Source organism: Flavobacterium sharifuzzamanii (genome assembly GCF_003254585.1).
Classification (GTDB): domain Bacteria; phylum Bacteroidota; class Bacteroidia; order Flavobacteriales; family Flavobacteriaceae; genus Flavobacterium; species Flavobacterium sharifuzzamanii.
This window is the reverse complement of record NZ_QJGZ01000033.1, coordinates 17,847-37,239: the sequence shown is the minus strand read 5'-3', so window position 1 is coordinate 37,239 and position 19,393 is coordinate 17,847. Positions and strand designations below refer to the sequence as shown.

General features: G+C 32.7%; 19 protein-coding genes. 13 read left to right on the top strand and 6 right to left on the bottom strand.

The window, feature by feature from the left end:
- The first annotated feature begins 1 nt into the window (after position 1).
- The 9 genes from DMA14_RS03405 (at position 2) to DMA14_RS03365 (ending at position 9,474) form a co-directional block, all read left to right on the top strand.
- Positions 2-577: a hypothetical protein gene (locus DMA14_RS03405; protein ID WP_111423140.1), complete on the top strand. Its 576-nt coding sequence runs from the start codon at positions 2-4 to the stop codon at positions 575-577.
- Between the two features lie 28 nt (positions 578-605).
- Positions 606-1,370: a GH-E family nuclease gene (locus tag DMA14_RS03400; protein ID WP_111423138.1), complete on the top strand. Its 765-nt coding sequence runs from the start codon at positions 606-608 to the stop codon at positions 1,368-1,370.
- Between the two features lie 3 nt (positions 1,371-1,373).
- Positions 1,374-2,492, top strand: coding sequence for an eCIS core domain-containing protein (locus DMA14_RS03395; protein ID WP_111423137.1), 1,119 nt, complete (start codon positions 1,374-1,376; stop codon positions 2,490-2,492).
- A gap of 74 nt (positions 2,493-2,566) precedes the next feature.
- Positions 2,567-2,938 (top strand): hypothetical protein, encoded by a 372-nt coding sequence (locus DMA14_RS03390; RefSeq protein ID WP_111423135.1) that lies wholly within the window; start codon positions 2,567-2,569, stop codon positions 2,936-2,938.
- A 189-nt stretch (positions 2,939-3,127) separates the two neighbouring features.
- Entirely contained in the window at positions 3,128-4,837 is a 1,710-nt protein-coding gene (locus DMA14_RS22880; protein ID WP_203418251.1) for an eCIS core domain-containing protein, read from the top strand.
- A 97-nt stretch (positions 4,838-4,934) separates the two neighbouring features.
- A complete protein-coding gene (locus DMA14_RS03380; RefSeq protein WP_111423134.1) occupies positions 4,935-5,927 on the top strand; it encodes a hypothetical protein in 993 nt (330 codons plus the stop codon).
- A gap of 35 nt (positions 5,928-5,962) precedes the next feature.
- Positions 5,963-7,618, top strand: coding sequence for an eCIS core domain-containing protein (locus tag DMA14_RS22875; protein ID WP_203418249.1), 1,656 nt, complete (start codon positions 5,963-5,965; stop codon positions 7,616-7,618).
- Positions 7,619-7,709: 91 nt separating this feature from the next.
- Positions 7,710-8,828, top strand: a complete 1,119-nt coding sequence (locus tag DMA14_RS03370; protein ID WP_111423132.1) for a hypothetical protein — start codon at positions 7,710-7,712, stop codon at positions 8,826-8,828.
- Between the two features lie 187 nt (positions 8,829-9,015).
- Positions 9,016-9,474 carry an RNA methyltransferase gene (locus DMA14_RS03365; protein WP_111423130.1) on the top strand — a complete coding sequence of 153 codons (459 nt, stop codon included), beginning with the start codon at positions 9,016-9,018 and terminating at the stop codon, positions 9,472-9,474.
- A 20-nt stretch (positions 9,475-9,494) separates the two neighbouring features.
- On the opposite strand, the gene DMA14_RS03360 is transcribed toward DMA14_RS03365, so the two are convergent.
- From DMA14_RS03360 to DMA14_RS03335, 6 genes are all read right to left on the bottom strand, one after another.
- Positions 9,495-10,127: a hypothetical protein gene (locus DMA14_RS03360; RefSeq protein WP_111423129.1), complete on the bottom strand. Its 633-nt coding sequence runs from the start codon at positions 10,125-10,127 to the stop codon at positions 9,495-9,497.
- Complete coding sequence (locus DMA14_RS03355) at positions 10,084-10,953, bottom strand: hypothetical protein (RefSeq protein WP_157957659.1); 870 nt, start codon at positions 10,951-10,953, stop codon at positions 10,084-10,086. Before DMA14_RS03355 ends, DMA14_RS03360 begins: the two co-directional genes overlap by 44 nt.
- A 69-nt stretch (positions 10,954-11,022) precedes the next feature.
- Positions 11,023-12,435, bottom strand: a complete 1,413-nt coding sequence (locus tag DMA14_RS03350) for a tetratricopeptide repeat protein (protein WP_111423125.1) — start codon at positions 12,433-12,435, stop codon at positions 11,023-11,025.
- Between the two features lie 54 nt (positions 12,436-12,489).
- Entirely contained in the window at positions 12,490-13,758 is a 1,269-nt protein-coding gene (locus tag DMA14_RS03345; protein ID WP_111423124.1) for a hypothetical protein, read from the bottom strand.
- A gap of 129 nt (positions 13,759-13,887) precedes the next feature.
- Complete coding sequence (locus tag DMA14_RS03340; RefSeq protein WP_111423122.1) at positions 13,888-15,810, bottom strand: histidine kinase; 1,923 nt, start codon at positions 15,808-15,810, stop codon at positions 13,888-13,890.
- On the bottom strand, positions 15,810-16,556 hold the full coding sequence (locus DMA14_RS03335; RefSeq protein WP_111423120.1) for a LytR/AlgR family response regulator transcription factor: 747 nt from the start codon (positions 16,554-16,556) through the stop codon (positions 15,810-15,812). The genes DMA14_RS03340 and DMA14_RS03335 overlap by 1 nt, the downstream gene beginning before the upstream one ends.
- 268 nt (positions 16,557-16,824) lie before the next feature.
- On the opposite strand from DMA14_RS03335, the gene DMA14_RS03330 reads away from it, so the two are divergent.
- The 4 genes from DMA14_RS03330 to DMA14_RS03315 are packed head-to-tail and all read left to right on the top strand — an operon-like array spanning position 16,825 to position 19,229.
- The gene (locus DMA14_RS03330; protein WP_111423119.1) at positions 16,825-17,223 is read left to right on the top strand and encodes a hypothetical protein; all 399 of its coding nucleotides are present in this window, start codon (positions 16,825-16,827) and stop codon (positions 17,221-17,223) included.
- 9 nt (positions 17,224-17,232) lie between these two features.
- Positions 17,233-17,895 carry a hypothetical protein gene (locus DMA14_RS03325; RefSeq protein WP_111423117.1) on the top strand — a complete coding sequence of 221 codons (663 nt, stop codon included), beginning with the start codon at positions 17,233-17,235 and terminating at the stop codon, positions 17,893-17,895.
- A gap of 37 nt (positions 17,896-17,932) precedes the next feature.
- Complete coding sequence (locus tag DMA14_RS03320) at positions 17,933-18,226, top strand: hypothetical protein (protein ID WP_157957658.1); 294 nt, start codon at positions 17,933-17,935, stop codon at positions 18,224-18,226.
- A 10-nt stretch (positions 18,227-18,236) separates the two neighbouring features.
- Positions 18,237-19,229, top strand: a complete 993-nt coding sequence (locus DMA14_RS03315) for a hypothetical protein (RefSeq protein ID WP_111423114.1) — start codon at positions 18,237-18,239, stop codon at positions 19,227-19,229.
- Positions 19,230-19,393 lie beyond the last annotated feature (164 nt).

The window sequence follows — 19,393 nt, the reverse complement described above, 5'->3', positions numbered from 1 at the left end:
TATGAAAAAGAACGAAAACATAAAAAAAGTTGCCGTTGCTGCACCTCAATTACATCGCCTTAAAGTGACTCTTAAAATTGGAAACTGGAAAAAATATTTCGATTCTAATTATGTCAACACTATAATCGCAATGGCTTTGAATGATTTCGATGACAAGATTTTCTTTTATATAAACGGATATCTTATTACAAGTCAAAATCTCTATTTGATTGTACAGACTACCGAAAAAAGTGTAGACGAAATGGTTAGTAAAATTGAGGCTCAGATTATTCATTTATTAAAAAACAATCCTCAAAAACTAAAAGAGAACCGCGGTGAAATTTCCCTTATTGCTGACGATGAAAGTCTTTTTTACGCCGCAAGAAAACCTTTATTTAAAATATATCCTTTAGAAAATGATCATTTAATAAAACTCATTACAGGAAAAAAAGTAAAACTCCCCTATTTCGATCAAAACCTTGAAAATTTAAAAACTATGATTCATAATCATCCTTTTTGTTCGGCAATAAATTATCTAGGAGGAATTGGTCCTGTAAAAATCACTCCTTTTAAAGATCAAAAAGACGAGGAAGAATAAGCAGTTATATAATTCAAAAAAGAAGAAAATGACGCAACAACACAAAAAAATATCCGAAAATACAACTTCTATTGCCGCAGCTAATGCTAGTCACAGTAGTAACACAGCTCAATTAAGAGATAATCGGGAATATTCTATCGTACAGAAAAAACTTCAGGAGAACACATTATCAGATAACAAGGTTACGCAGTTAAATGGAAAAAAGAATCAAAAGAAAAGAAAAAGACAAGACTCAGAAAGTGACGACGATGGCAGCGGTGATTATGTACCACCGCAAGCTAAAAAACAAAAAAGATTTCATATACCAAATGATACAAGAGACCATGTTATAGAAAATACTGCCCATCAACGTGCTAATGTAAATAGCAATTTTGATGCAATTTATACTTGTCCTGGCTGCAGACGACCACTCGCTTTTACAAGAAAGGGAAGCCATAAGTTGGAGTTAACCAAATTTGCTTATACAAGTAAAGGTGGAAATAAACACGAGCAACGTGCATTAACATTAGATCACTATCCTACTTGGGCACAACGAGAACGTGACTTGAAATCTAAAGGTGCGTCTGATGCAGAAATAAAAGAAGACCATAATGATCCAGATCGTTTAAGGGCTTTTTGCAAAGTATGCAATGAAAGCCACAAATATGAGAAAAAGAAAAAAGTCGATTATGAAAGTGAAGATGACGAATCTGGATACCACACACCAGATGACGAACCTGAAAACAAAGGTTTTTATAAAAATTTTCGTTACGATCCTGATCCAGGCACTGGTGGCGCAGGTATAACAACTTAGAAAATGATACAGCAATACAAAAAAATATTAGACGTTAAAACGCTTGAAACTGCTTCAAACACAAGCAGCAGTACCAATGCTATACAGTTAAAAAATAATCGGGAATATTCTGTTGTACAGCAAAAAATTGCTAAAAATTCAACAGCAATTACCTCTTCATTTTCTCCTATTCAAAGAAAAACAAACAACACTGGTCTGCCCGATAATCTAAAATTAGGAATCGAAAATCTTTCCGGTCATTCTATGGATGATGTAAAAGTTCATTACAACTCAAACAAGCCTGCACAACTTAATGCTCATGCCTACGCTCAAGGATCAAATATTCATTTAGCCTCTGGACAAGAAAAACATTTGCCTCACGAAGCATGGCATGTAGTACAACAAAAACAAGGACGAGTAAAACCTACTTTACAGATGAAAGGCAAAGTGAACATAAATGATGATATTGGTTTGGAGAAGGAAGCTGATGTTATGGGGGCTAAAGCTTTGCAAACTAAAACAAAGGAGAATAGCTTAAAGTATCAAAATAAAAACTATTCTGTAGATCAAAAGTCTCTCCGTAACAATTCCAACAAACCCAATCAATTAAAATCTCTTATCATACAAAAAGCTAAAAAGCAAAACAAAAAGGCTAAGTTAAATGCTAAGAAAGCTTCCCCTCCTAAGGTTGCTTTAAAAAAACAAACAATGACTGTAAGAAATAAAATAGATGATTATACCTCTGGATGGATAAATCATATATATCTGCCGACTGGTGTTGAAAAAGGACCAAGAGCGGAAGCACAAAAGGTAAAGAAATTTCTTGGAGGGAGCTGGGTTGGAGGGCACATGGTTAATGATCAATTGGGGGGCACTGGAAATTTCAAAAATATTGTCCCCATTACTTCTTCAATGAATGGGCGACATAAAACCATTGAGAATAGAGCAAACAATCTACTAAGTGCGAATAATGGCACTCAAATTAAATACAAAATGAAAATTCTTAAAAGAAAAACAGTAACAAAAGGATCAAAAACAGTTAAAAACCTTCCAACAGAATTTAAACAAACCCTTCATGTTCAACCTGTAGGTTCTCCTCGGTATACAATAGAAGGAGCTAAACTGAAAGAAACTAATCTATGAAATTATAATACAACCTTTAAACTCCAAAACTAAACCTAGCAACGTACAATTAATTAACCAAATTTAAAGAAAACATGAATACTTACACTAACAAAACAACTAATAATAAAAGCCAATCTGTAGCAAGTTCTGTAGCACAGAAAAAAAATAATGGCAAGAATTCAGCAATTGTAGATAACCGTCCAAAATCTGTTTTGCAAAGAAAAATAGAAGATGGAATATCTAATAATAATGTGATACAACTAGCAGATCATCCTAAAAAAGCTTCAGGCACAGGGATGGATAGAAAAGACCCAGGTCATGGACAGGTAAAAAGTAAACAGCATGCAGCCGCTCGAGCAAAACTAGACGGAAAAAGAGAAGCGAAAAGGGCTGAACTAAGAAAGCATTTACAACAAAAAAGAGCGGCGGCAGCCGCAGCCGCAGCCGCAAAAACTGGCAGATAAGGAATTTTATATTTTTTTAAATATTAGCACTAGTTTTTTTAGACTCCTAAGTAGTAATTGACTTCATTTTCAAAAAAAAACTAGAATAAACCTAAAAATAATGAAAACTTATCCAAACAAAACGCAATAAGAAAAAAAGCCAAGTCACAGATTTAATAACGGGTTCCCAATATTCTAATAAAATATAATATGGAAAATAGTTATGAAAAAGCTACAACACAATCTGTTGCGAATAGCCTGAATGAAAAACCCATTCAGAACAAAGCAATTGCCTTACAAGACAATCGCCCTGCTTCTATTTTGCAAAGAAAAGCAAACAACACTGGCCTGCCCGACAATTTAAAATCTGGAATAGAAAGCCTTTCTGGTCATTCCATGGATGATGTCAAAGTTCATTATAATTCTGATAAACCAGCTCAACTCAATGCGCATGCTTATGCACAAGGAACTAATATTCATATTGCATCAGGACAGGAAAAACATTTGCCTCACGAAGCATGGCACGTTGTACAGCAAAAACAAGGCAGAGTAAAACCTACTTTGCAAATGAAGGGCAAAGTGAATGTGAATGATGATAAAGGTTTAGAAAAAGAAGCTGATGTTATGGGAGCGAAAGCTTTGCAAATGAAATCGGAAACTGAAAGCGTAAATTCAGAAAATAAAATAACTGCTACAACATCTATAGCAGTACAAAGAAAGGTTCTTATAGAAGGTGTTCCAAAAGCGCCTCCCGTAGAAGGAGCTGAAGGCACTCCTGCTTATCAGCCTAAAAATGCCACTTGGTTATCTGATGATTATATTCGAAACTATATTTCTAACGCAGAATATGAAGCACACGATAGTGGCAGACCTGTAAAATGCGGATTATTAGAAGATGTAGCCTTGTGGTATAGATTACCTTTTCCATCTGCAATACCAGGAGCTCCAGAGTCTACCTTTTTTCTAATTGGTGAAAATCATGGATATACTCCAATTAAATCACTATTAAAAGCTTCAAATCAACAAGGCGCAAAAACATTAGTAGAGAGTAGTGCCGTTTTTAGAAAAACTAAAATGGGAGATGGTGAAGGAGTAAATAAAAATCTAAGCATTTTAGCTAATCCCGATTATTCTGCTCTGCATCAAATAGAATTAGGACTCGCCAAAGCTTTGCATGCTTTTGCTTATATGCGTGCACCAACTGAAGAACAACGAACCACAGCTCAGCCCGCAACTAACACGCCTTATCCGATAGGAGATGCTCCCAAAGTAGAAGTTGAAAAAATTATTAGTGTCAAAGATCAGACAATTGAAACTTGGAGAACCAATGCTGGCAGTAAACCTAGATATAGAGATGCATATGGAACATTGTATTACATAGAAGGTGAAGGTGATAAAGCAAAAGGCATTAGACGACCTAAATCACCTGCTGGAAATAGCTATAAACAAGATGAGTCAATGGAAACTTTTCTAAAAAAACCAGAAATACTAGAGGCTTTGCCAGCAATTGTAAGGGCCGCTTATACCGCTGTTGTTGAATCCAAAAAAGAAGATAGAAAAGGAGAAACATATACAGACAACTATACAAAAGCCTTTGCTGCACTTAGAATAGCATCAAGAAAAAATATCACTACCGTCTATCCAGATTTAAAAGATAAAGATATGGTTGAGCGCGCAGGCGCTGCAGAAATGGCCCCAGAAGCTCTAAAAGGAGATTCAGAAATGGGCATGAAGCATAGAAATGTGGTGATGCTTGCGGGCTTGAAAAGAGCCATTACTGAAGGCGGCTATGCAGTTGCATCACTAGGTGCATTACATGTACAGGATATAGCCGCTTGGCAAAATAAAAATGAAGGCTTACCAATTCTTATTATAACGTATGATGATTTTATAAAAAAATACAGCAAAGAAGCTGAATGATAGTAAATAAAAAACTATACAAATGATGAAACTATCTAAAAGACTTCATTTCTTAAATAATCATGTTTTTACAAATTTTATTAAAACTAGTTAATTAATGCAGACTTATCATAATCCAATAGAAAATAAACAGCAGCCAATTTCTGTTGGGTTGTCGTCTGTGCAAACAGCACATTCGGGGAAATCTGGACATTATTTACAAGATAAAAGAACCGCTTCTGTAACGCAAAAAAAAGATAAATATCTAGTCGATAACAGACCAAATGCTGTAATTCAAAAGAAAGAAATACAAGAAAATAATGTTCAGATTGTAACAAAAAATTCTACAAACGAACAAAAACCCATATCGGCTAGTACAGATCCGATACAAAAGCAGACCATTTCAATAAAAGTAGAATCAAATGTAATAACAAACGTCAAAATTTCTAAAAGTCGTCCAGGAACAAATTTACCTGGAGGGCATCAAGGAGAACATACAACCGCTTTTACAACTTTTAATCATATGGCAATTAATAATGTAAAAGGTAAAACACTGGAACAAGCTAGAGATAATTTAGTTCTAACATTAGAATCAATGAAAGATTTTCCTGGTTATGAATATGCTCCAAAATATTTGACAACTGCTATGAAAAACACTCTCGATGCCGCAGAAAACATGGATCCTCCGACACGAAGTGATATTGAAAATCTTATGACTTGGACAATTCAAATTAGAAACTCTATTCCGTTAACTGCAAACTCGAAAAAAACTACAGGCGGCCATGGCGAAAGTATGCACGGTGGAGGAATGCAAACAATAGAACAAGCTGTAAGAACTAAAAAAATCACAAAAAAATCTGACGTTAAAGGAGATCTGATGGTTAACGTATGGGGGCTTTATGATTTTAACGCTTTAATCCCTGATTCAGCTGAAAAATGGGCAAAATTATTAGTACAGCACATGCTTTCTATGGTTGCAAGCTATCCGCATATTTTTGAAATCGAAAATATTTATTCCATAGACGACATGAAAAAATACCTATTTGCCCATAATATCCCTAAAGGAAAATTTGGAGATGAAATAAAGGATGAGATAAATAAATTGATCTAATAACCAGTTTTGCAATATTTTAATAGAAAAACAATATGAAAAATAGTTATGTAAAGACCAAAACGCAATCCAATGATATTAATTTAAGTCAGAAAACTGTTCAAAATAAAGCAAGAGCACTTCAGGACAATCGCCCTGCCTCTATTTTACAAAGAAAAGCAAGCAACACTGGCCTACCCGACAATTTAAAATCAGGAATAGAAAATCTTTCTGGCCATTCTATGGATGATGTCAAAGTTCATTATAATTCTGACAAACCAGCTCAACTTAATGCTCATGCCTATGCGCAAGGCTCAGATATTCATATTGCATCAGGACAAGAAAAACATTTGCCTCACGAAGCTTGGCATGTAGTACAGCAAAAACAAGGCAGGGTAAAACCTACTTTGCAAATGAAGGGAAAGGTGAATGTGAATGATGATAATGATTTGGAAAAAGAAGCTGATGTTATGGGACAAAAAGCATTGCAAATGAAAGCAAAACCGCAGTCTGGCAATACAAAAATATCTCAAAGCAACAGTTTGCAAAGAAAAGCAAATGTTGCACAATTAGCTATTATTCATGCTGCTGGCGCTGATTACACCGGAACACTTTCTCTAGAAGAATCAAATAAGCTAACAATCGTAATGAGATACGTTCAAGAAGCTTTAAAAGCTACAAAAACGGGCACTCTACGAGCAATTTTTGTGAATGTTGTAAAAATGAACGGGACTAATCCTGCTGACACACGGAAAAGCGGCACAGCTATTCTGATTAATATGGCTGATTGGTTTTTGAGGATATCATCTGTTGGTGATATTGCTGGTATGATTGCTCACGAAATAGGCGTGCATACATTAGCCTCTGAACTCATGACTGACAAAGAAAAAAGTGAAGAAGATGATTATACAGATCGTCCTTATTCCCAAATAGTTGGTTTGCATAGGCATACCATTGCTCCAATGAAAAATGCGAGGACAGATCACAGACAAAAAGACCATATCAATATTGCAAAAGATCTGGGAGGGCCCGCCCCTTTAAGAAACAGAAAGATATATGGGAAAAACTATAAAAAATCGCTTAAAACTAAAAGGCAGAAAAAATTAAATCGGGATTCTGTAAATACAAGGGCAATGCATTATGTAAATGTAGTCTTAAAACTTGGCGATGCAATTGATGCTGATAATTCAATTACTCCAACAGAGAAAGACAGAAGGATACATGATTTGCTCAATTCCTATTTATTTGATATCGCAAGGATATTAGTTACCGACGATACTGGACCACGTGTTCTAGATAAAAGTTTTATGGTTGCTCAGGTTTATAATAGCTACAAAACTCTTCTTTTACAGCGACATCAAAATAATCATTTATGGTTACAAAGAAAAACTGTTCAGCCAACGGCAACTGGTTCAGGTTTAATTCCTTATCTAGGTCTAAAAGCGGCCAGAGCCCTTCAGGATCAAAATAGTTATATAGGAAGAGGCACGATACCGGGAAAAGTCATTGATACCGTAGCAAGCTTTGCAAGCCCATTGGCAGACAAATTATCAGATACTACTGCAAAATATACTCCGGAAATTGTTAAATCTGTTGCAAGAACAACAGACAGAGTATTGGGTGAAGTTCCAAGTTTTATTCTTCCAAAAGTTGTTGACACCTTCTCTTGGGGTGTAAAAAAAATAAAAAATGGTATCGAATGGTTTAGATGAAATTAAACACAAAAACTCTAATTATTACTAGAATTAGAAAACAAATCTTAATTGCAAATTTTCTAAATATTAATCTTTAAAAACTACAAAAATGAGCGACATTTCTAGAATTCCAAATGCTTCGGCATTATTTCCTATGCGAGGAAGTGCTTATGTTCCAGCACCATCAGATGATGCGTTAAATCCTCCGCAAAAGTATTTTGACACCGATTTTACCAATTCTACCTTTCCCCTTATATGGGGAAAAGAAAATGGCGGTCGTGGTGATCTTTCTAATTTTGCCAATGATCTTAGAGTAAATTTTTTACATCTATACGATTGGAATATACCTCCTTTTCCTGGTCAGGAACCGGGGCCGTATAAGAGATCGCATATGTCCTTTTTAAATGAATGTGCGGCTAATAACATTATGGTTTTTGTTCCTATTTCTAATTATTTTTTGAAAAAATTAAACAAGGGAGAAACAGATGTGACTCCTGATATTAAAGCAATGGTAACCGAAATTTACAATGCTGGAACTACTCCTCATAAAGCTGCGGGAATATGGGGAATTGGAAATGAATTTGATCTTGCAGGAGATTTTACTGTTACTGATGTTGCAAAGATGATTCAGATTCTTGTCAATATTGAAAACAGTATGGGAATTCCTGCATCAAATTTACTGCCAATTACTTCTCCAGTTTCATTTGCAGACCCGACAAATAAAGACATTCCTGGAATTATTGCTATTCAAAATCTTCGTGCTGCATTGCAAGCTATAGGTTTAGAGAATGTTTGGAACACCCGATTTATTGCCTCAACAAATCCGCAGAATATTGGTGCATATATTAAGAACTATATAGATAATACATTTCCATCTTATTTTCCTAATACTCCTTTTTTCTTCGCAGAAATGGGTACTCCGATCAAACAGGATCCAGGTTGGCCTGTAAAAACAGAACAAAATCAGGCAGAATGGGTTCTTTCTCAAATACAAAATTCACATCCGAGAGGCAACTTTTTAGGCGCTTGTGTATTTCAATTTCTAAATCAAACGACCCTTAAAAAAGGTTCTGAATCTACTTTTGGAATGACAAAACCTTCGGGATCTTTTACAACTGGCACTATTCCAAATAACTATACTCCTGGAGCTGGAGAATCTTATAGAATAGATAATTTAACACACAAGCCAATGTATCAAAGTGTAAAAACAGGGTTTTCGGCGTTTTAAAATATTATCTAAATGTTTCAATTTAAAATAAATCAATGAGCAGTTTTCAACTTAATAAGACAAAACTGCTCAACGATTTAAAACTTCAATACAATGGTTCACGCATGCTTAATTAATTTCAGCAACAATTTTTTTTTGCCTGACCAAAAAAATTGATTTATCTGCATACAGTTTGTACTTTTGCCCCATGAGCAATAATTTTACAAATGAATACTTTGGTATAGGAATACAAAATGGAAAAACACCGGAAAACTTAGGTGTTTTGTGGCGATCGGCTCAAAACTTAGGCGCTACTTTTATATTTACCATCGGAAATCGATATGCCAAACAAGCCTGCGATACGCACGATGCGGTAAAAGCAATTCCTTATTTTCATTACGATACTTTTGAAGCCTTTTTTGAAAATTTACCTAAAGGCGCAAGATTAGTTGGCGTTGAATTATCTGAAAAAGCGACTGATCTCGAAACCTTTGAACATCCTAGACGCTGTGTTTATATATTGGGCGCAGAAGATCATGGCTTATCTAAAAAAGTAATGGAAAAATGCCATCATTTAGTAAAGTTTAAATCAGAAAAAAGTTTGAATGTAGCCGTAGCGGGAACTATTGTTATGTATGATAGAAATCTAGCTAAACCGCGTTCTTAATACCAATTTAGATAAGTTTCTTAATTCACTTTCTTAAGCGGATATTCATCATTCCCAGGATTAATGTTCGAGATTGGCTCTCCTGAAATTATATATTTATCATCATTCTTTTGAATGTATATAATTCCTAATTCGTCATATTTCTTGTTGAATACTATTTTAATTTTATCCTCTACTATGTTCTCTGCTTTAAGATTTTTATACGATTCTGCCTTTTCTCCATCACCAATGTAAACAATAGCAATGTCGTCTAGATTTTTTATGTCTATCAAAAAACTGGTTACAAGCTCATCTTTGTTCGTTCTTTTAAAAGTGTATTTTCCTGACCAAGAATTAGCTTCTGCCCTATTTTCAGATTTGCTTTTAGAACTTATTATTTTTCCGTCAGATGTAATTTTATATCCTTCGTTCAGCTTTTTATAAATCTTTGAAAATCGCATTTCAAAAATACTGATTGTTAAATCTTTATTTACCACAAATGATTTAGCAGTATAATTGACATTTTCTGGGATTTCTTCATCTGCTTCAATCGCAATAAGCTGCTTCGAAATTAGTTCTTGATCTTTGACATTTATAATTAAATGATCTAAAAAATATTCCTCTTTTTCATCACGAATGTTTAAAATATAGGTTTCGAATGGCAAATCCTCCATTATCTATGCGATATATAGCATTTGGAGTATTTTTATTTATTTTTTTATAAATCAGATTTGATATAGATTTTAATTCCTTTCCTTCAACCCGCGGGTATTTTTCAAAACACTTCTTGCTTTCTTCCAGATAGCATTCTTCCATATATTTATAATAATCAAAAGGCAATGCTAACGCAGATTTAAGTTTAACTGGAGATTTTGAAAAAGTCTTACTTCCAACAAGTTCACATACAACAGATCCGTTTTTACTCGTAATGGTTACGGTTTCATTTTCATATCTAGCCCTAATTACAGATTCCTCATTATTCTCCTTTTTACTGTATTCGGTTCGCTTTGTAATCTTAATTACCCTATTTTGATTATCATATTCATTAACAATACTTTCAGTTCGATTGTAATTTTTCCCGACAAAATATTTCTTCTCATAGAGTAGTACAAAACTTTTGGGATTGTAAACTGTTTTTATTTCTTTTCGAACATTGTAACTGCCAAATTCTAAATAAGTTTCAATCATCGAATTAGCGTTATACGCATATTTTGCGTTTTCTCTTTTTGCAAAAGATGTAGTGTCTTCTTTCTGAATTTTTTCCCAATCTTTTTTATGCTGAAAAAATGTATTCAAATTGGTTCTCTTATTAACAAAACCATCAATGTTTTCAATCAAACTGTCTTTATCTTTAAAATCTAAAAACTTATTGGTTCTGAAAACTTCGTACGCTTCTGTTGAAAGCTTATCTTTCTTTGAAGGAGAATAAACCTGCAAATCCTGTGAAATACATCTTACGGTAGATGATAAAAACATAAAAATAATGAGTATAACGCGCATAATATTTTTTTAGCTATTTCTGTAAATAAAACGTACTGTTTAAATTTTGATTTGAGTATTTAAAAAACTTTAGTTAACAGCTTCTTTCCAAATCCCAATAATCTTTTCTGAATAGTAATAATTACCTGTTATTATAAGAGCATTTAACGTCGCAGCATTAATCTCAATATTCGGAAATTGAGATTTTGCAACCTTAATAAACAGATCCTTCTTTTTGGAATCGCCAAGCAGATACACTGCAAGTATTCTTCCGATATGTGTATCGATACTGGCATCATCAATTTTAAAAGAAGCTTCAAATTTTGCCTGCGCTTCCTTATAACGTTTTTCATCCAATAACAAATAGCCATAATTGCTTATTTGCACAGCATCGTCTGGATTTTTACCTAAATATTTGTTATAAGCTGCTTCAGCCTTTTTATAATCATGAAGTTCTTGATAGATTGTGGCGAGATTAGTCAATAAAATATTCTCGTTTTCATCCAATTTTAATGCTATTTCAAAATCTCTGATTGCTGCAGGGAATTCACCTTTTTCCTGATAAAGCCTTCCTCTCTGTGCTCTGTATCCGTAAACATCTGGATTTACGACAATAAGCCGGTCATAAATTTCAGCAGCAGTCCCCCAATCTGCTATCTGTTGATATGCCTGACCGGCATAAAATTCTAAATCATCAGAAAAATTGCCAGAATCTTCCCCGTAGTTATTTGGACTGTCTAAACGATATTTATACAATTTGTAAACTTCTATCGCGCGCTGTGAACTTGGAATATCAATTAGACATTTGATGTAATTATGATAAATCCTAACTATAATATTTATATCATATTGAATAGCCTTGTCAAAATTTTTAATTGCATTTTCATTATCTCTTAAAAAGTAATAATTATTGGCAATCAATTCATACAATTCAGGATTTGCCATATCCATTTCGAGTGCATACTCCGCTTCATCAGTCGAATCTTTATATAGCTGCAAATGAGCTAAACAAAGCGCTTTTAGCTGATGATATTCTGGATCTTGAGTATTTATCTCTATTGACTTGGTTACAATTTCCATCGCTTCTTGATATTGCTCTTTGTTGTACAATTCAAGTGCTTCATCATAATATTTTTCAGGCAATTGACTTGCCGAAACTGCCGCAACAGCTGCGGGAAAATACGGCTTTATAGATTGGTATTCTGCCGTCTCATTTTTGCTCAAAATTCTGAGTGATTTTATATTGCCTGTTGCCTCTTCAATTCCGATCTCATATAAATTTTCTTTCTTTTGATAAGGTTGTACTAATGCCGTAAACTTGACATAATTTGAATTATTTTTTGTTGGTATAAAACATAGCCTCGGCTTGACACCTAGTTCTACAATAATTCTATCTGCTTCTTTACGAAAACTGCGGATATAATTGATTTCTTTTTGGATTTTTTCCTGCGCTACAACTGTTAATGAAGTAAAAGCAAGAAATATAAAAATAATAAGTCTCATATATTTTGTCTGCTAGTAATTGGTTTGCTAAAAAATTTGATTAGAAAAAAGAAATTAATTCTCATACGAATACTCATATACTTCACTCAATTTATTATCAGAGTTATAATTGTATACTGTTTTGATACAACCATTGGGATTATTTAATGATATTGTTTTTGATAAAATCTTATTCCCTTCTTTTGATATAAAAGTGTCTTTCTTTCCTTCTGAATATCTTATGTTCTCAGAAAGCAATACGTTATCTTTTATACTGTAAATTTTCATTTTAGAATAAAAAACTTCTTGGTCGTTTTTATATTCATAAACCAGTTTCTGTGTTGCACTAACCTCTTTTACAATTCTTCCAAATTCATCATATTCAAAAAAAGTGATACCAACCACATCTCCGCTACCATTTACTGTTTCACTCTTTGCACACTGAAATTTGTCGTTAAGATGAAACACTTTAGCAATCATTACATTTTTCTGATCGACCGAAATGATGCTGAATTGTTTTTTGCCATATTTAAAAACATCTTTAGACTTTTCTCCCTTTTCATTTCTTCGAACTATACTGTCAATCAAATGATATGAATTTCTATAATACAAATCTTCAGAATACAACACGCCATTGATTATAGTTGAGTATTGTTTGGTCAATCCGTTTTTGTCGTAGAGCGTTTCTATCTGCATAAAACTCTTTGCAGTTTTCGTACTGTCTTTATAAGCTTTCGTCGTTACCTTTCCTGTAGAACAGCTCAAAAAAGCATTCGTCTTTGGATAATAAGAAACATTTGAATTCTTTGTCAGATTATCAGCATAGTTTTGATCGACTTTAAATTTTGATTTTAATTCTTTTTCCGATTCCTTTTGCCTTTCTGCAATTTCTGCTTTTCGTAATTTGCCATAATAGACTTTATCATTAAAGGGAACTTTAAAATACGATTCGTAGGTTTCAATATACTTATCGGCATTGGTTACAAGAATCGGTTTATCGACACCATTAGACAATATCATTCCTGATTTGAGCTTGTAATCATTGTTATTAAAATAGTAGTAGCCATAATTCCTAAACTCGATTACGCAATCCTCACCAATATGATATACATGTACATCTTGAATTGTATCAAAAGCTTCAGCAAATCGCTGGTAGATATTTAAATGCTTTTCTAAACCATCTTCCTGATTATGATCGAAGAAAACCAAACTAACATCTTCTTTATGGTTAATTTCATAAAGCGTTGCCTCAGGTTCGGGGTTATCCGTTAGTATTTTTTTAGAACATGCCGTCAAGAAAATTAAACATAGAACGACACAGATTAGATTGTTTTTAGCTTTCAAATTATTACTCTTTTATTTCCATTTCAAGACAAATTTGAAAAATATAAGCATACAGATTTGAACCGATATAAATCCGTATGCTACAATTGAATATTCGTAAAGATTTTTTATAAATCCGTACTGAGGTTTTTAGTTTTTAAGAGGAAGTGTCAGTAAAACTGTAGTTCCTTGCTCGTTTGAAGAAATTTCTATATTGGTTTTAATCTTATTTTCTTTCGCCAAAATCTCCAAACGTTCTCGGGCTATAGTACCCGATAATGACTGATGATTAGGATCTATATTAGCTTTATCTTGATAGCCTTTTCCATTATCTGTAATTTTCGCTACTATTTGATTTTCTTGCGCATCGATTTCAAGAGTTATCAATCCTTTATCAGAAAGATTTCCAATACCATGAATAATGGCATTTTCTACAAATGGCTGAATCAGCATTGGAGGAATCAATAAAGCTGAGGTATCCATATCAGGCACTATTATTTTGTAGGCGAACGCATATTCAAAACGCATCTGCTGCAAACTCAGATAATTTTCTATCGCTTCGATTTCCTGATCCAGAGGCACATAATTTTTACGGCTCAATTCTAAACTGCTTCTCAACAATCGGCTAAACTGGCTTAAATACTTAATTGATTTTTCTTTTTCATCAAATCTGATAAAACTTTGTAATGCAGACAATGTATTGAAAATAAAATGAGGTTCCATTTGCGTTCTCAGCAATTGCTGCTGCAGCAAAATTTTCTCTTTCTCCTGCTTTTGTCTTTTCTGCCTTTGGAAAAAATAAAGCAAGAATATCCATGAGATTGCTAACAGCGACAATAACCCAACAACGAGCAGTAATAATTGATTTCGTTCTAGACGATTCTCAGTATTATCAATAGTTTTATTTAATCCATGAATAGATCGATCTTTGGCTTGGAGCTCATAAATCGTAGCCATTTCTTCTGTAGCCTGAATACCCGAATTTCTAAGGATATTATCTTTAAGCGCCAATATCTCATCTGCTTCTTCCAGAGCTTTCTCTTTATTTCCTTTCGCAAAATGATAATGCATTTTGGCTTTCTTATTCAGACACTTTTCATAATAAGACAACAGCTGCAAATGCTGGTTTTCAATCTTGTCAGCTTGTTTAATTAAGTCTTCCGCTTCAGTAAAATGTTTAGTCTGAACATACAAATCAATCAAATTGGCAATAGTCGTATACAGATTTTTAATCATGACAGGGCTCTCAGGATCTGCTGAAAGACCTTCTTCATCATATTCTTTTACCAAATTATAATGATGTATCGCTTTATCGTACTGATTGTTTAGCAAATAATAATGCGCCATATGCTCATTGGTAAATCTAACCTGCATCGGTTCATTGGTTTTTGCCGAAATCTGTTTGAGTTTTTTGATGTAAAAAAGAAGCGAATCTGGCTTATAAATATTGCTTTCTTCACAAGCCGTAAACAGTTGCGAATAAGCTCTGAAATTATACTTATAATTATCCTCAGGCAATCCTTTTAAAATTTTTAAAGCGAGCTGATTCTGTTCAATAGATTTTTGATATTGGCTGATTTTATTATTGTCCTGAGCCGCATTTAGCAAACAGATGACCTTTGCCATTGGTTTGCACTTTAGCGAATCATCATTCATAATGATTGCCGCAGATTTATTGAAATAATAAACCGACTGATAAAATTTTCCTTCAAGTTCTGAAATTAAACCTGCTCCATTATAAATGGTAAATTTCAATGCATTGAATTCTTTTTCTTTTTCTACAATGCCTAAAGCAAAATTGATATGCTGTTTGGCACTGTCAATGTCTTTTTTTACTAGATTCTTAGCCAGATTGTAATGTATAAATGCTAAAGCAGAACCTGTTTTAGAGAAATCTTTTTCTTTGAGTTTGTTTGACCAAAAAGCCAATTTATCTGCTTCCGGATTTTGATCTAAACTATCGCTGATTACCTGCAATGATTCCAGCATTTTTTCTGGATGACTCGAAACTTTTTCAGATTTATGCTGGCATGAAATGACAGTCAGCAGCAAAAAAAGTAATGTTTTCTTCATTATCTCAAAGGATTTAAATGATTTATAACAAACTCTTTTCTACGAGTTGCTACAGGAATTTCGGAGTTGTTCTTCATAACTATAATCCCTGTTTTCATGTATTTATCAATAAAATCTTTGTTGACAATATAAGACTGATGGGTTTTTATGAAAAAGTCTTCAGGCAGAATATCTTCATAATATTTTAAAGGTTTAGAAGCCGTTACTACTTTCTTGTTTTCCAAATGAATTTGCGTATAAGATCCTTCGCCAGACAGATATACAATGTCGTTGAGACGAACAATCTGCATACAGTCCAGAGACGTAATGCAGATTCTAGAACTCATATCGATCGTTCTTGAACTATATTCTTTCAAAAGATTAATTTGGTTCAGATAATCACTCTGTTTTACTTTTTTAATTTTTTGTATCGCAGCTACAAATTCATCATTGTCAATTGGCTTTAAAAGATAATCCAACGCACCATATTTAATGGCTTTTATTGCAAAATGATTGTAAGCGGTAATAAAAATGATTTGAAAAGAAGTCTTTTCTATTTGATTCAATATATCGAAAGCAGTACCATCTGTAAGCTGAATATCCATCAATATCAAATCAATTTCTGTAGTTTTCAAAATTTCCAATGATTCCTTTACTGAGCCTGCCATTGCTTCAAGTTTTAAGGAATCTTCTTGTGAGACTAACCATTGCAATTCTTTTCTAATCGCTGGTTCGTCTTCTATTATTAATGTCCGTATTTTGTTCATATAGGAAATAACAGTTTTACAAATTAAATTTTAAATCCGAATAAAAGCAGTTCGAAATTGGTTCTTTACTAAGATCAAAATTTGTAGTACGAATATATAATTTTTTATTTCAATGTCTTGAATGCTATACTCTCGATATATTTTTTTTCATATTTAAAAAAGAGTATTGCAAATCTCCTAAGTTTTTTAGCGAATTTATATTGGCTAAAATCTATATATCTTTTATTTTCAAATTTGTAGTATCAGTTTACTATTTTATCTAATAATCATGATTTACAAAAACTTTATCCTTTGTACGCTTTCGAGCTTTTTTCTTTTTATCAATGCTTTACAAAAACAGGAAGCTTCAGTTCTATATTTTAATAATGATCAAGAAATTACTGGAGTTTATGTTTTAACATCTTGCGAAAATTCGAGGTTTAAAATTAAAATCGAAAAGAAAATCGACGGATATTTTTTCCTAATTTTCGATAAGAATAAAATTATCTCAAAAGGTAAACTTGGAAAAAAGAATGAAGATGACACTGTTTATCTGGCTTTTGGAAAAATCGGAGGAATATATGAGACCAATAAAATACAAATTCAGAATTACGGAAATTCAATGAACGAATATGTGCATTTTACGCAATGCGACGAAAAGTATCTCACATTTATAAAATCAGAATAATAGACTCAAATGATAAAGTTATTTATATACGCTTTCTTAATAATCTTCTGTTTCTCTGGCAGTTCAATCATTGAAAAGAATGAAAATTTAGAAATTAAAATTAATTGGCAGAAAAATGTATCTGGCGATTTTTCATTCGCAAAAGACTGGGATTATCCTGAAGGAGTTTATCGAAATGATTTTGGACAATTAAGCTGCGATGGATTTTGCCCGCAAGAGACAGACAGAATGAAAGATGAAAATGGCAAAATCTTTAAAGATTCTTTAGCAAGGTTTTATCAGCTGGTAGATACCACTCACCTATTTCATTCGATTAAATCTAAAACCAACAGTTATGAATGGTCGGGAACAAATTTTATTACCGTTAAAAAAATCAGCAGTGATACTATTTATTGTTCTACAAATAAAAATGCAGCAACTCATAGCAGTTTAATACTGAAAATTATAAAAAATAAATGTGTACCTGAAATCGAGTTAAACAGCATTTCGGGTTCTGCAAAAAAACAGATTTATGTTTGTAAAAAAGGTTACATTAAAATTGACAAGATTTTATGGAACAATGGAATTCTAAAAGCAAAATTCGACTTTGTTTTTGAACATCCTGAAAACCCAAATAAACCACTGTTTTGGAAAGGCAAAATCTATTCGGAAATTAATCAGAATGAAAAGTAACATTTATTATATTTAAAAATCCAAATATCATTTATACATGAGAAACAATCCTTTTATTACCATTATCTTATTGTTTTGTATAGAAATAGCTCTGTATAATTATATGGATTACATAAATTTGATCTCAGCTTCTTCTGCCTATAGAGGTTCACTTATGCCATTATTCTGCTTTACAGTTCCAGTAATTTCAGTTTTGATTTTGATATTTTTCAATGATATTCCGTATAAAAAAGAATTCAAATACTTTTCTATATTTCTGGTAATTGCTTCAATTATGGCATTTGCAGTATTCTCTTATTTTGGTGCTTTAGCAAAAGCATATCAACATTAATTGAGCGACCATGAAAAACACAAAACTCGATTATATCAACATCTTCTTAGCTATAGTTCTGGTTGCTTTAATTATCCTTTATTTTGCAACAAGATTTAAAAACAAAGAGCAAGACAAAATGTTTTGGAATGCTGAAATTCAAAGTGTTTCAGAAAATCCAACAGTAAAAAATTCAAATACCATTCAAATCATAGATGCCACTTTTTATAATAATTTCAACCATTCTAAAAGTGATATCGATTCTGAATCAAAACGCGTAACCAGTGCGAGAAGTGACAATTCTGTTTTCTTCAAAATCTGGCAGGAAGAACTTTTGCCCGATTCTCTCAACCTAAAGTATTTCTCTATAGACGAACGCAAATTTTATCAGCTTAAAACTCCACTTTCTTATGAGAAAATGAAAGGTTTGGTTAAAGAAAAAGATGTCGTTCCTATTTTAATTTTAGAAGTACATTCTCAAGGCAAAATTCTTTTAAAGATAATCCCAAATGAAAAAGCAAATACAGAGTCTCTGCTTGTAGAAACATTTATTGCTAAAGAAACCGAAGGAAATTTGGATATGCTGGTTTATGAAGAATCTTTAGGTCAAAAATACAATCGTTACAAAAGTATTGAAAACATCACTGATTATTCTGATTTGCTTCAAAACCAATACAAATGGTCTGCAAAAGTAGAATTAGAAGAACAAGATGTATTGAAAAGTGTTTATGCATATTCATTTAAAGAGGATAGAATAGAAATCTCAGAAGATGCCAATACCGTTGCGATTCGAAGTATTCCTAAAATCTTTTATATCTATTGGAAAAATAAAAAAGAATATAACATTCAATATGAGTTGTCTCCAATTGAAGTTTTAAATGCTTTCAGAAAATTAAATGAAACGAATTCGTCTGGCGATATTCACTTTACATTTAAAGTATATAAAAATGATTACGCAAAATGTGAAATATCTAAAAACGGCATTGTCATTCCTCTTAAAGATTTATATCCTTCAAAGCCTTAATACTATTTTTAAAATTTTGGTTAATTAATTGAATAGCTTTTTCAAGACCTATTTTAAAAATCAAATTCCAAGCGCACTTCTCAAACTTCGTTTTGAAAAGCAAAACATCTTATTCTCATTTTTTTAATATTTTTTTTACAGAAAATATTTTTTATTGCTAAAAA

What these genes read in the sequence shown, in the direction of transcription:
- DMA14_RS03405 (WP_111423140.1), top strand. Translation starts at nt 2, where the DNA reads ATGAAAAAGAACGAAAACATAAAAAAAGTTGCCGTTGCTGCACCTCAA.
- DMA14_RS03400 (WP_111423138.1), top strand. Translation starts at nt 606, where the DNA reads ATGACGCAACAACACAAAAAAATATCCGAAAATACAACTTCTATTGCC.
- DMA14_RS03395 (WP_111423137.1), top strand. Translation starts at nt 1,374, where the DNA reads ATGATACAGCAATACAAAAAAATATTAGACGTTAAAACGCTTGAAACT.
- DMA14_RS03390 (WP_111423135.1), top strand. Translation starts at nt 2,567, where the DNA reads ATGAATACTTACACTAACAAAACAACTAATAATAAAAGCCAATCTGTA.
- DMA14_RS22880 (WP_203418251.1), top strand. Translation starts at nt 3,128, where the DNA reads ATGGAAAATAGTTATGAAAAAGCTACAACACAATCTGTTGCGAATAGC.
- DMA14_RS03380 (WP_111423134.1), top strand. Translation starts at nt 4,935, where the DNA reads ATGCAGACTTATCATAATCCAATAGAAAATAAACAGCAGCCAATTTCT.
- DMA14_RS22875 (WP_203418249.1), top strand. Translation starts at nt 5,963, where the DNA reads ATGAAAAATAGTTATGTAAAGACCAAAACGCAATCCAATGATATTAAT.
- DMA14_RS03370 (WP_111423132.1), top strand. Translation starts at nt 7,710, where the DNA reads ATGAGCGACATTTCTAGAATTCCAAATGCTTCGGCATTATTTCCTATG.
- DMA14_RS03365 (WP_111423130.1), top strand. Translation starts at nt 9,016, where the DNA reads ATGAGCAATAATTTTACAAATGAATACTTTGGTATAGGAATACAAAAT.
- DMA14_RS03360 (WP_111423129.1), bottom strand. Translation starts at nt 10,127, where the DNA reads ATGGAGGATTTGCCATTCGAAACCTATATTTTAAACATTCGTGATGAA.
- DMA14_RS03355 (WP_157957659.1), bottom strand. Translation starts at nt 10,953, where the DNA reads ATGCGCGTTATACTCATTATTTTTATGTTTTTATCATCTACCGTAAGA.
- DMA14_RS03350 (WP_111423125.1), bottom strand. Translation starts at nt 12,435, where the DNA reads ATGAGACTTATTATTTTTATATTTCTTGCTTTTACTTCATTAACAGTT.
- DMA14_RS03340 (WP_111423122.1), bottom strand. Translation starts at nt 15,810, where the DNA reads ATGAAGAAAACATTACTTTTTTTGCTGCTGACTGTCATTTCATGCCAG.
- DMA14_RS03335 (WP_111423120.1), bottom strand. Translation starts at nt 16,556, where the DNA reads ATGAACAAAATACGGACATTAATAATAGAAGACGAACCAGCGATTAGA.
- DMA14_RS03330 (WP_111423119.1), top strand. Translation starts at nt 16,825, where the DNA reads ATGATTTACAAAAACTTTATCCTTTGTACGCTTTCGAGCTTTTTTCTT.
- DMA14_RS03325 (WP_111423117.1), top strand. Translation starts at nt 17,233, where the DNA reads ATGATAAAGTTATTTATATACGCTTTCTTAATAATCTTCTGTTTCTCT.
- DMA14_RS03320 (WP_157957658.1), top strand. Translation starts at nt 17,933, where the DNA reads ATGAGAAACAATCCTTTTATTACCATTATCTTATTGTTTTGTATAGAA.
- DMA14_RS03315 (WP_111423114.1), top strand. Translation starts at nt 18,237, where the DNA reads ATGAAAAACACAAAACTCGATTATATCAACATCTTCTTAGCTATAGTT.